Consider the following 11,916-nt stretch of genomic DNA (forward strand, 5'->3'; position numbering starts at 1 on the left):
TGGCGTATATTACGCTTTCCTCTTTCAGAGTCAACCCTGAATTTCAGAATTTTTCTCTTCAACCGAACCGGCTGTTTGTGTGAAGTGATTCACATCCGCCGTGTCGATGGAGGCGCATTATAGGGAGTTCTCGAGCACCTGCAATAGAAAAATTGCAGAAAAATGACTGACTGCTGCATTCCCCAGCAAAACCCCGCTTTATACCCTTTTACACACAGAATTATCCACAGGCACACGGCAAAACACGGCTTAAACCCCGGTACATCCATTGCCATATAAGGAGAGAACCATCGGCTTAAAGAGAAAGATAAAAATTCGCGAGCGTTGCGCAAACGTTTTCGTTACAATGCCGCGCTATGACACGGATGCCCGGTTGGGTGCGTTAGGTGAGTTTTTAGGCAAAAACTCACCTAACGCTCTCTGTAATGTTCAAATCCTGGGGATTTAATACCATGCAACAACGTCGTCCAGTCCGCCGCGCCCTGCTCAGTGTTTCTGACAAGGCCGGTATCGTCGAATTCGCGCAGGCGCTTTCCGCTCGTGGTGTCGAGCTGCTGTCCACCGGCGGCACCGCTCGCCTGCTGGCAGATAAAGGCCTGCCGGTTACCGAAGTCTCTGACTACACCGGTTTCCCGGAAATGATGGATGGACGCGTGAAGACCCTGCATCCGAAAGTACACGGCGGCATCCTCGGTCGTCGCGGTCAGGATGACGGTATCATGCAGCAACACGGTATCGCGCCTATCGATATGGTTGTCGTTAACCTCTACCCGTTCGCCCAGACCGTCGCTCGTGAAGGATGCTCACTGGAAGACGCGGTGGAAAACATCGATATCGGCGGCCCGACTATGGTGCGCTCCGCGGCGAAGAACCATAAAGATGTCGCCATCGTGGTTAAGAGCAGCGACTACGACGCCATCATTAATGAGATGGACGCCAACGAAGGCTCCCTGACACTGGACACCCGTTTCGACCTCGCGATTAAAGCCTTCGAACACACCGCCGCTTACGACAGCATGATCGCTAACTACTTCGGCAGTATGGTTCCGGCCTATCACGGCGAAAGCAAAGAAGCCGCTGGCCGCTTCCCGCGTACCCTGAATCTAAACTTCATTAAGAAGCAGGATATGCGCTACGGCGAAAACAGCCACCAGCAGGCAGCCTTCTATATAGAAGAGAATGTAAAAGAAGCCTCCGTGGCGACCGCCACCCAGCTGCAGGGCAAAGCGCTCTCCTATAACAACATTGCCGATACCGATGCGGCGCTGGAGTGCGTGAAAGAGTTCAACGAACCGGCCTGCGTTATCGTTAAGCATGCCAACCCGTGCGGTGTTGCCGTCAGCGACTCGATCCTCGACGCCTACGATCGCGCTTACAAAACCGATCCAACCTCCGCCTTCGGCGGCATCATAGCCTTTAACCGCGAGCTGGATGCTGAAACCGCGCAGGCGATCATCTCTCGCCAGTTCGTCGAAGTGATCATCGCGCCATCCGCCAGCGAAGAAGCGCTGAAAATCACCGCCGCTAAGCAGAACGTCCGCGTGCTGGTCTGCGGCCAGTGGGATGCTCGCGTCGCGGGTCTCGATTTCAAACGTGTCAATGGCGGCCTGCTGGTTCAGGACCGCGATCTCGGTATGGTCACCGCGGGCGAACTGCGCGTGGTCAGCAAACGTCAGCCGAGCGAGCAAGAGCTACGCGATGCGCTGTTCTGCTGGAAAGTGGCGAAATTCGTCAAATCCAACGCCATCGTTTATGCCAAAAATAATATGACCATCGGTATCGGCGCCGGTCAGATGAGCCGCGTTTACTCGGCGAAAATTGCCGGGATTAAAGCCGGTGACGAAGGTCTGGAAGTGAAAGGCTCCGCCATGGCTTCTGACGCCTTCTTCCCGTTCCGCGATGGTATTGATGCCGCCGCGGCCGTCGGCATCACCTGCGTTATCCAGCCGGGCGGCTCTATCCGCGATGAAGAAGTAATTGCCGCCGCGGACGAACATGGTATCGCCATGATCTTCACCGACATGCGCCACTTCCGCCATTAATTCACGGAGCAGCAGATGAAAGTATTAGTAATCGGCAACGGCGGGCGCGAACACGCGCTGGCCTGGAAAGCGGCCCAGTCGCCGCTGGTTGATACCGTCTACGTCGCGCCGGGCAACGCGGGCACCGCGCTGGAGCCGGCGCTGCAAAACGTCGCTATCGGCGTTACCGATATTCCGGCGCTGCTACGTTTCGCGCAGGATGAAAAAATCGACCTGACGATCGTGGGTCCAGAAGCGCCGCTGGTCATTGGCGTAGTGGACGCGTTTCGTGCCGCAGGGCTCGCCATCTTCGGGCCAACCGAAGGCGCCGCGCAGCTGGAAGGTTCAAAAGCCTTCACCAAAGATTTCCTCGCTCGTCATCATATCCCGACGGCGGAATACCAGAATTTCACCGAAGTTGAGCCTGCGCTGGCTTACCTGCGCGAGAAAGGCGCGCCGATCGTCATCAAAGCCGACGGTCTGGCGGCGGGTAAAGGCGTTATCGTGGCGATGACCCTTGAGGAAGCCGAAGCGGCGGTCAAAGATATGCTGGCCGGTAACGCTTTCGGCGATGCAGGCCACCGCATCGTGATTGAGGAGTTCCTCGATGGCGAAGAAGCCAGCTTTATTGTCATGGTCGACGGCGAGCACGTCCTGCCGATGGCCACCAGCCAGGATCACAAGCGCGTCGGCAACGGCGATACCGGCCCGAACACCGGCGGTATGGGCGCTTACTCCCCGGCGCCGGTAGTGACCGATGAAGTCCATCAGCGCACCATGGAGCGGATTATCTGGCCAACCGTTAAAGGTATGGCCGCTGAAGGCAACACCTATACCGGTTTCCTGTATGCCGGTCTGATGATCGACAAGCAGGGCAACCCAAAGGTTATTGAGTTCAACTGTCGCTTTGGCGATCCGGAAACCCAGCCGATCATGCTGCGCATGAAATCCGATCTGGTCGAGCTGTGCCTCGCCGCCTGCGCGGGCAAGCTGGACGAGAAAACCTCCGAGTGGGATGACCGCGCCTCGCTGGGCGTTGTGGTGGCCGCCGGCGGCTATCCGGGCAACTACAACACGGGCGATGAGATCCACGGTCTGCCGCAGCAGGAAGCGGCAGACGGTAAAGTCTTCCACGCCGGCACCAGGCTGTCTGACGACCAGCGCGTAGTCACCAACGGCGGGCGCGTGCTGTGCGTGACCGCGCTGGGTGACACCGTGGCGCAGGCGCAGCAGCGCGCCTATGAACTGCTGACCGATATTCGCTGGAACGGCAGCTTCAGCCGTAACGATATCGGCTGGCGCGCCATCGCGCGTGAAAAAACTAACGGCTGAGTTTTGCCAGCAGCGTTTTACGCGTAATGCCTAACTGACGGGCGGCTTCAGTTTTGTTGCCGCCCGTTTTTTCCAGCGCCGACAGTATGACTTCTTTTTCGACTTCCACTAAAGGCTGAATCAACGCCTCATCGTTGCCAGTAACCGGCAGCGTCGTACCCGCTATCGCCAACGGCAGTTCACGCTCGGAAATGTATTCTCCGGTCAGTAACACCACCGCCCGCTCCACCGCATTTTCCAGTTCGCGGATATTCCCCGGCCAGCCGTAGTGAATCAACAGGTCCATCGCCTGCGGCGTAAATCCCTGCACCGTTTTACGATTGCGTTCGGCATAGCGCTTAAGAAAGTGCTGCGCCAGCGGTGGAATATCTTCACGCCGCTGACGCAGCGGCGGCATATCAATGGTTACGACGTTCAGGCGATAATAGAGATCCTGGCGAAAGCGCCCGGCGCTCACCTCCTCCGCCAGATTACGATGGGTGGCGGCAATTAGCCGCACATCGACAGAAAGCGTCTGATTACTGCCAACGCGCTGCACTTCGCGTTCCTGAATCGCCCGCAGCAGACGCACCTGCATCAGCGGCGAGATATCGCCAATTTCATCAAGAAACAGCGTGCCGCCATCCGCCTCGACAAAACGCCCTTCCCGCCGCCGCTCCGCGCCGGTAAAAGCCCCTTTTTCATGACCGAACAGCTCGGACTCCAGCAGCGACTCATTGAGCGCCGCGCAGTTTAGCGTCACCAGCGGCTTCTCGCGGCGCTCGCTGCAAGCGTGGATGGCGCGCGCCACCAGTTCTTTACCGGTTCCCGATTCGCCGCAGATCAGCACCGTCGCATCCGAGGGCGCCACCAGCGTAATATTGTTGATAAGCGCCTGCATTGCCGGGCTATCGCCAATCATGCCCCATTGCGAATCCGTCGCGGCGCTGGAATCGCCTTCACTCTGCCGGGTATGCGCCAGCGCCTGAACCAGCGTCTGCTGTAGAGTGTCAAAATCCAGCGGCTTGACCAGATAATCCAACGCGCCGGACTTAATAGCCTCAACCGCCGTGCCGACGCTGGAGAACGCCGTCATGATTAATACCGGAATCGCCGGGTTATAGGCTTTGATCTCTTTTAATGTCGCGATACCGTCCATCTCCGCCATGCGGATATCGCATAGCACCAGGTCGAACACCTGCCGATGGATCTGTTCCAGCGCCTGCAGGCCGTTGTGGGCTAACGCCACTTGATAGCCCCAGCCACGCAGCAGCGCCTGCAAAATCGTGCAGTGGCTAACGTCATCATCGACGACCAGAATCTGTACTTTATCGCTGCTCATCTTCCCTCCGTTGAGCATCCACCGGTAACCAAAGCGTAAATATCGCTCCGGCCCCCGGCTGGCTTTCGGCGCGGATTGTCCCGCCATGTTGTTCGATAATATTCTGTACTACCGCCAGCCCCAGCCCCGTGCCGTCCGCCTTGGTGGTGAAATAAGGGGTAAAGATGGCCTGCAGTTCTTCATCGCTCATCCCCTTACCGCTATCCTTGACGACAATTTTCACACGTTGCCGATCGGCTTCGCTTGCCGATACGTGAATAACGCCATCACGGCCAATTGCCTGCATCGCGTTCAGATACAGATTCAACAGCACCTGGTTCAGACGGTCGGGGTCGGCTTTAATAGAGGTTAATTCAGGGCGCGGAGTAAATTGCAGCGCGATCCCGCGACTCTGCGCATCCTGGCTTACCAGCTGCAATGAGTGGTGGATAAGCGCGTTGATATCGACGGGCTGGTAGTTTAAATGGGCTGGACGAACCAGCTCCAGCAGCTCGCTGACGACCCGGTTCAGGCGATCGGCCTCTTTGGCCATCACCAGCGCTAACTCCTGCGCCTCGCCGCCCGGCGGCGTACGCTCGGCAAAATACTTCGCCAGTCCTTTAATCGAAGAAAGCGGATTGCGGATCTCATGCGCGACTCCCGCCGCCAGATGCCCAAGAGCCAGCAGTTTTTCTTTGCGGGCCATCGCCTCCTGAAGCTGCTGGCGTGAGAGACGGTAGCGGCGGAACCAGAACTGAGCGAGGATCGTCGCGACGATGACCAGCGCCGCGGCCGCCAGCATGATCATCATATTACGCAAGCCGCGGGCCTGCGCCGCATCCAGCTCGCGGCTATCAAAGGCGATAAAAATTACCTGTGGAACATTGGGCTGAGCCAGCGCGCTGTTGCAGCGCTTCATCATCCCCATATGGTGACCACGAGCAGGGTTAAGCGGGCGAAACTGGCGATAAATCTCCAGTGCCGGTTGCGGCTCGGCAAGCCGGCGCCAGCGCTCCTGTTCCCCCACCTTGAGTTCACGCATTTGCGCGGGACTGTACAGCGCCTTATCCACCTGTTGCGGATCGCTGTGGGCGATAATTTTACCGTTTTCATCGGTCACCGCGAACCACAGCACACCGGGCTGCCAGGCCATCTCCTCCAGCAGCGCCTGCAGCTGCGCGTGATGCATTCGCATCCCCATGCCGACACGCGTGCCGGACTCCAGCGCGCGGATCAGCACCTCCCCTTTTTCTTCGATAGTTTGCCGGGCGGCGGCGGTTTCCCGGCCATAATCGCGGACAATCATCGCGGAAAACAGAATAACCAACAGGATAACCGTGCCGGTCAGCAACCAGCTCAGGGTGTCCCGGGAAAATGAGGTAATGCGCGGCATGGGCGGGTCCTTATCGTGTCCTTATTCGCTATCACCAGGATCCATCAGCAGGAATCATGCCATTTTTCCACACCGTGAAACCTGTCCTCAGACATATCGCCGGTGATTTAGCGAGTAAAAATGACTCGCAGGCCCCAGCCAGAACGGGTCATTTTTACTCGCCAGGATAATGTTCGCCGCGGGCAGGCCTGTATTCACGCGCTTTTTCAGGCTGGCATGGAAGATGCAATACCGAGGGAAACCACACAGGAGATCACGCTATGAAACGGAAACCGACTTTATCCCTCGTCCTCGTGGCGCTTGCCGCACTGACCTTTGGCAGTCACGCGGCCTGGGCCGGACATCACTGGGGTTATAACAACGGGATGGGCGCGCAGGGTTACAGCCAGCTCACCCAGGAACAGCAAGCGACCGTGCAGAAGCTACATGACAATTACTATGCGCAAACCAGCGCCCTGCGCCAGCAGTTACAGTCCAAACGCTACGAGTACAATGCGTTGCTCACCGCGCAGAAACCGGAAAGCGGTAAAATTGAGGCTGTGGCGAAGGAAATGGAAACATTAAGCCAGCAGTTGGATCAGCAGCGGGTAAAATTTGATATCGCCCTTGCGGAAGCAGGCGTTCCTCGCGGCGCGGGTATGGGTTACGGCGGCTGCCGCGGTAATGGCGGTGGTCATATGGGCATGAACCACTGGTAAAACTCAGAACGATTTTTCGTTCGGCTGCCAGGTACAGAAGTTTTCGTTAGCCACCAGCAGCAGTTGCGAGCCTTCCGGCGCCTCCAGCCACGCTACGCTCACTTCCACGGAGGAGTGATTCTGGCGGCGTTCAATATGCGCTAATGCCCGCTCATCAAGGTCAGGCTTCACGGTCTGGCCTTCACAGGTGGTCACGGTACGATCGGCATGCCAGCGCCCCTGGCGTAATACCACCCGGCCTTGACGCAAGGCGTCGCTGGTTTCGCGGATTTGCTGCGCCCGATAGCGGTACAGCGCGACCTGGTCGTTCGAAAGCTGCTGTTTTTCACCATCTACTTCACGCTGCATAAAGCTCAGCTCGCCCTGGGCGTCAAAGCGGGCGCGAATATGTTCCGGCGGTTTGCCGTACACGTTGAGCTCAATAAGCGTTAGCTGGCCATCCTGCCAGCGGTACTCGCTGGTTGAGGTGTCGCCGCGGTGCCATGGACTAAAAGCGGCAAGCAGGTGAACTTCATCGCCGGCATCTTTGCGCCAGATGCGCATCGCGCCCTGGTTATCGGCGTAGCCGCTGGCGGTGAAAGGAGGAAGAGAAGAATCGTGACTGCAGGCAGTGAGCAATAGCGCGCCTGCCAGCGTCAGCGTGCGACGCCAGTTAGACAAAAGGGGCTTAAAAGCCCCTTCGTTAAAACTGGACACTGCCACGCGGTCTTACTTAACTGCGTCTTTCAGCGCTTTGCCAGAAACAAATGCTGGCACGTTAGCTGCAGCGATTTTGATTTCTTTACCGGTCTGCGGGTTGCGGCCAGTACGCTCAGCACGGTGGTTCACTTTGAAGGTACCGAAACCAACCAGTTGAACAGCATCACCTTCTTTCAGAGACTCGGTAATTGCAGCCAGGGTGGATTCCAGGGCAGCTTTTGCCTGTGCTTTAGACAGGTCAGCTTTGTCCGCAATTACATCAATCAGTTGAGTCTTGTTCATAAGTTATCCTTACAATGTGTTTATCGCTTGCTAAGCATCGAGTGCGACGGAAATGCCAGAAAAGCACTCTCCTGCATACACGCACCGATAGCCACTTTTTTTCGCCCCCCAAATGTAGACCAGACAGGGGGCGGAATGGAAGTCTTCAGACGCTACAATTCAGGCGGTAAATCACGTTTTCTGGTCTCATTGCTGAAAATTTATACCAATATTGCTCTCACCGGCCTCTCGCAGGTCTGCGCGCAGCCCTTTAATCAGTTCAATGTCGCGTTCTTCGCAGTCGGCCAACAGGCGGAAAATCTCCCACTGAATGTCCCATTCTTGTTCTACCGCCGGGTTAGCTTTGAGCTCTTCATCGGTCATTTCGCGACCTTCCTGAGTCATTTCCAGCATCGCGACGGTAGTAATGGAAGTCTTACTGACCTCGATAGCATGCTCCAGCGTTTCACCGCTCAGGCGTGAGTGGATTAATTCGCTCAGCGCGACGCAGGCATCGATAGCCGGATAGACGCCGTACATGTCGTAGTCATCCGCGGACGGAATCGCCTCTTCCAGCTTTTCCAGCTGACTATCGAAATTCACCTTCGCATCTTTTACCGTCAGCGTTTCCCAGATCAGGTCAAGGATACGACGATATAACTGGCCGTCGCCGAACTCGGTTTGCTTGCAGAACATGGCGTAGTTGGGGTACATACGCTCGCACAGGCAGGCCATAAAGGTGACGTGCTGCCAGCTCTCCAGTTTCTCCAGGCGCAGATGAATCGGGTTTTGTAACATGATGAATTCTCGAAGTCAGAAATTAGGCGCAGTGTACCTGAATCAGCCGTGATTTGCTTGCCAACGCACAAAGGAAGGCCGACGGGACGCCACGGCATCGGCCCAGCGCGTCGGCTCGGGTAGCCGATAGCCCTGCATACAGCGTTCCACCCACATTAACGCGCTATCCATACCCACGCGGTGGCCGGTACTGATAAACAGTGGGTTGCAGCGTGCTTTGCTGCGCCAGACCCAGGCCAGCTGATCGCCCTTGTCGATTAATGGCGCCAGCGCGCCGGGCTCGGCGCCGAGCGGTTCAAACTTACCGCATAAGCGTTTTTTCGCTACGCCAATCGTTGGCACATCAACCATCAGGCCAAAATGGCTGGCGACGCCAAGCCGCCGGGGATGTGAAATACCGTGGCCGTCGACGAACAACAGATCGGGCTTTTGCGATAGCTGTTGCCACGCCGCCAGCAGCGCGGGGGTCTCGCGAAAGGAGAGAAAGCCGGGGATGTACGGCATCGTGGTGGCGACACGCGCCACCTGATACTCCACCAGCTCAAGCCCCGGATAAGTTAGCAGCACCATCGCAGCGCGGGTAATTTCCCCTTCCTGCTCAAACCCCACATCGGCGCCGCCGATCAGCACCGGCGGGTCGCGATCCAATCGGTCCGCACGTTCTACCGACGCGGCTAAAGATTGCTGTTGGGTTCGCAGCGCAGCTAAATCCATCATGCTTATCTCCTATTGGTGATATTGCGCGGAGAGACGATGCACCGCCTCAACAAAGACTCCTGCATGCTGTGGGTCGACGTCCTGATGGATGCCGTGACCAAGGTTAAAGACATGGCCTTCGCCCTGGCCGAAACCGGCGAGAATGTTCGCCACTTCGTCTTCAATACGGGCGGCAGGCGCATAAAGCATCGACGGGTCCATATTGCCCTGCAGCGCCACTTTGTGACCTACGCGACGGCGAGCGTCGGCAATATCGGTAGTCCAGTCGAGACCCAGCGCATCGCAGCCGGTCTCCGCCATCGCTTCCAGCCATTGTCCGCCGCCTTTGGTGAACAGCGTCACCGGTACGCGACGACCTTCGTTTTCCCGCAGCAGGCCATCGACGATTTTATGCATGTAGTAGAGCGAGAACTGCTGATAGTCGCGGCCGGTCAACACGCCGCCCCAGGTGTCGAAAATCATCACCGACTGCGCGCCCGCTTTGATCTGCGCGTTCAGATACAGGGTGACGCTTTTCGCCAGCTTGTCCAGCAGCGCGTGCAGCGCCTGCGGTTCGGCGTACATCATCTTTTTGATGACGGTAAAGGCTTTGCTGCTGCCGCCTTCAACCATGTAGGTCGCCAGCGTCCACGGGCTGCCGGAAAAACCAATCAGCGGCACTTCGCCTTTCAGTTCACGGCGAATGGTGCGCACGGCGTTCATCACGTAGCCTAATTCTTGTTCCGGGTCCGGCACCGGCAGCTTGTCGACGTCGGCTTTGCATTTCACCGGCGAGGTGAAGCGCGGGCCTTCGCCAGCTTCAAAGTACAGCCCCAGCCCCATCGCGTCCGGAATCGTCAGGATGTCCGAAAAGAGGATCGCCGCATCCAGCGGGTAACGGCGCAGCGGCTGTAGCGTCACTTCGCAGGCCAGCTCGGCATTTTTACACAGCGACATGAAATCGCCCGCTTGCGCGCGGGTGGCTTTGTATTCCGGGAGATAGCGGCCCGCCTGGCGCATCATCCACACCGGGGTGACATCAACCGGCTGGCGCAGCAGCGCACGCAGGTAACGATCGTTTTTCAGTTCGGTCATTTTTACATTCCTTTAGCGTTGATGCGCCCAGTGTAACATGTCACTCGTACTCTGCCCGACACATCGCCACCGTATCTTCGATCAGGCGTCGCGCCACGGTGCCCGGCGGCGGCAGTAGCGGCAAGTCGTCATAGCGATACCACTCCGCGCTCAGCAGCTCTTTTTTATCCACGACAATATCGCCGCTATCATATTCAGCCATAAAGGCGGTCATCAGTGATTGCGGGAAAGGCCACGGTTGAGAGGTCACATAGCGTAGGTTTTTCACCTTAATGCCGCTCTCTTCCATGACTTCGCGTGCGACCGCCTGCTCAAGGGTTTCGCCCACTTCGACAAACCCGGCTAACACCGTATGGACACCATTACGATGACGGGTATGCTGAGCCAGTAGGATCGAATCGTCGCGACGAATGGCGACGATAATGCAGGGGGCAATTTGCGGATAATAGCGCTCGCGGCAGTGGCCGCACAGCATCGCCCACTCGGTTTTACTCACATGCATCGGGTGGCCGCAGTAGCCGCAGAATTTATGCGATCGATAAAACTCGGCCAACTGGATCCCGCGCCCTGCTAACTGGAAAAGCCCAGGATCCTGATCCAACACCTGGCGCAGCGATCCCATATCATGGCGACGATCCTGACGCACCAGCCACACCGCTTCGCCTTGCCACTCGCCGAGATGTAACGCGCGTTCACCGACAAGATCAAAATTTACCGCTTCGCCATGTGGTAATTCCCCTGCGGGAAGCCATAATTTTTGTTCGTGACTGACGATCCACCAGCCGCGATCTAATTTTTCAATAATACGATCCATATCTATTGCGCTACCTTCGTTTTACTGGCACTTTTAACATTATATTTACATTTGCTGAGCAACGTTATTTTTAATCTTGCGGAGTCAATCATGTTAAACCAGCTGGAAAACCTGACGGAACGTGTTGGAGGCAATAACAAACTGGTCGATCGCTGGCTGCTTGTGCGTAAGCATTTGCTCGTGGCTTACTACAACCTGGTTGGCCTGAAACCCGGCAAAGAGTCCTTTATGCGGCTTAATGAAAAGGCGCTGGATGACTTTTGCCAAAGCCTGGTGGATTACCTCTCATCCGGTCATTTTAATATTTATGAACGTATTATCGGAGAAATGGAAGGGAGTACCCCTCTTTTAGCCGCCACCAAAATCTACCCGCAGCTGGAAGCCAATACCCAGCAGATGATGGACTACTACGATACCTGCCTCGAAAACGCCATCGATCATGATAACTATCTCGAATTTCAGCAGGCGCTGTCAGATATCGGCGAGTCGCTGGAGGCGCGCTTCGCGCTTGAGGACAAGCTGCTGGCGCTGGTCGTCGCTCACGATCGGAAAGACAGCATTGGCGACAATATCGCGCCGACCGCTTGAGTTGTGAACCGTTAACGAGTAATTTACATACATTATCCCTCTGCGGAGGGATTTCATCTTGTCGGAGTGCCTATTTTCCACACGAAAGCTGAAGTGGAAAAGGCTGAGACCGTTTATTCGGGATCCGCGGAACCTGATCAGGCTAATACCTGCGAAGGGAACAAGAGTAAACTGCTGGTCGCACCTGCCCGTTACGGGTTGGTCGCATCTGTTACTCCATC

12 protein-coding genes and 1 riboswitch are annotated in these 11,916 nt (G+C 56.7%); of the genes, 4 read left to right on the forward strand and 8 right to left on the reverse strand.

Going from position 1 to position 11,916, the window contains the following annotated elements; genetic code table 11:
• The first annotated feature begins 452 nt into the window (after positions 1 to 452).
• Both purH and purD read left to right on the forward strand, forming a co-directional pair.
• Complete coding sequence (gene purH, locus PGR23_RS23875; protein WP_045397317.1) at positions 453 to 2,042, forward strand: bifunctional phosphoribosylaminoimidazolecarboxamide formyltransferase/IMP cyclohydrolase; 1,590 nt, start codon at positions 453 to 455, stop codon at positions 2,040 to 2,042.
• 15 nt (positions 2,043 to 2,057) lie between these two features.
• The gene (purD, locus tag PGR23_RS23880) at positions 2,058 to 3,353 is read left to right on the forward strand and encodes a phosphoribosylamine--glycine ligase (RefSeq protein WP_045397319.1); all 1,296 of its coding nucleotides are present in this window, start codon (positions 2,058 to 2,060) and stop codon (positions 3,351 to 3,353) included.
• On the opposite strand, the gene zraR is transcribed toward purD, so the two are convergent.
• Positions 3,343 to 4,674, reverse strand: coding sequence for a sigma-54-dependent response regulator transcription factor ZraR (gene zraR / locus PGR23_RS23885; protein ID WP_396280044.1), 1,332 nt, complete (start codon positions 4,672 to 4,674; stop codon positions 3,343 to 3,345). The two genes, purD and zraR, sit on opposite strands and share 11 nt — an antisense overlap.
• Entirely contained in the window at positions 4,661 to 6,046 is a 1,386-nt protein-coding gene (zraS, locus tag PGR23_RS23890) for a two-component system sensor histidine kinase ZraS (RefSeq protein ID WP_213797883.1), read from the reverse strand. Before zraS ends, zraR begins: the two co-directional genes overlap by 14 nt.
• Positions 6,047 to 6,306: 260 nt before the next feature.
• On the opposite strand from zraS, the gene zraP reads away from it, so the two are divergent.
• Positions 6,307 to 6,744, forward strand: a complete 438-nt coding sequence (gene zraP, locus PGR23_RS23895; RefSeq protein ID WP_063415965.1) for a zinc resistance sensor/chaperone ZraP — start codon at positions 6,307 to 6,309, stop codon at positions 6,742 to 6,744.
• A 3-nt stretch (positions 6,745 to 6,747) separates the two neighbouring features.
• Here zraP and PGR23_RS23900 read toward each other — a convergent pair whose 3' ends face one another.
• The 6 genes from PGR23_RS23900 to nudC form a co-directional block, all read right to left on the reverse strand.
• Positions 6,748 to 7,440, reverse strand: coding sequence for a DUF1481 domain-containing protein (locus PGR23_RS23900; protein WP_045397364.1), 693 nt, complete (start codon positions 7,438 to 7,440; stop codon positions 6,748 to 6,750).
• A gap of 12 nt (positions 7,441 to 7,452) precedes the next feature.
• The gene (hupA, locus tag PGR23_RS23905; RefSeq protein WP_002884342.1) at positions 7,453 to 7,725 is read right to left on the reverse strand and encodes a nucleoid-associated protein HU-alpha; all 273 of its coding nucleotides are present in this window, start codon (positions 7,723 to 7,725) and stop codon (positions 7,453 to 7,455) included.
• A gap of 186 nt (positions 7,726 to 7,911) precedes the next feature.
• Positions 7,912 to 8,502: a YjaG family protein gene (locus tag PGR23_RS23910; RefSeq protein WP_045397326.1), complete on the reverse strand. Its 591-nt coding sequence runs from the start codon at positions 8,500 to 8,502 to the stop codon at positions 7,912 to 7,914.
• 42 nt (positions 8,503 to 8,544) lie between these two features.
• The gene (gene nfi, locus PGR23_RS23915; protein ID WP_045413593.1) at positions 8,545 to 9,216 is read right to left on the reverse strand and encodes a deoxyribonuclease V; all 672 of its coding nucleotides are present in this window, start codon (positions 9,214 to 9,216) and stop codon (positions 8,545 to 8,547) included.
• A gap of 12 nt (positions 9,217 to 9,228) precedes the next feature.
• On the reverse strand, positions 9,229 to 10,293 hold the full coding sequence (gene hemE / locus PGR23_RS23920) for a uroporphyrinogen decarboxylase (protein WP_015704014.1): 1,065 nt from the start codon (positions 10,291 to 10,293) through the stop codon (positions 9,229 to 9,231).
• A gap of 40 nt (positions 10,294 to 10,333) precedes the next feature.
• A complete protein-coding gene (gene nudC / locus PGR23_RS23925) occupies positions 10,334 to 11,107 on the reverse strand; it encodes an NAD(+) diphosphatase (protein WP_045397329.1) in 774 nt (257 codons plus the stop codon).
• 90 nt (positions 11,108 to 11,197) lie between these two features.
• Between nudC and PGR23_RS23930 the strand changes: the two genes are divergently transcribed.
• The gene (locus tag PGR23_RS23930) at positions 11,198 to 11,695 is read left to right on the forward strand and encodes an Rsd/AlgQ family anti-sigma factor (RefSeq protein WP_063415963.1); all 498 of its coding nucleotides are present in this window, start codon (positions 11,198 to 11,200) and stop codon (positions 11,693 to 11,695) included.
• Between the two features lie 52 nt (positions 11,696 to 11,747).
• Positions 11,748 to 11,872: riboswitch (TPP riboswitch) on the forward strand.
• Positions 11,873 to 11,916: the final 44 nt, after the last annotated feature.

Source organism: Klebsiella sp. 141162 (assembly GCF_050600755.1).
Classification (GTDB): domain Bacteria; phylum Pseudomonadota; class Gammaproteobacteria; order Enterobacterales; family Enterobacteriaceae; genus Klebsiella; species Klebsiella aerogenes.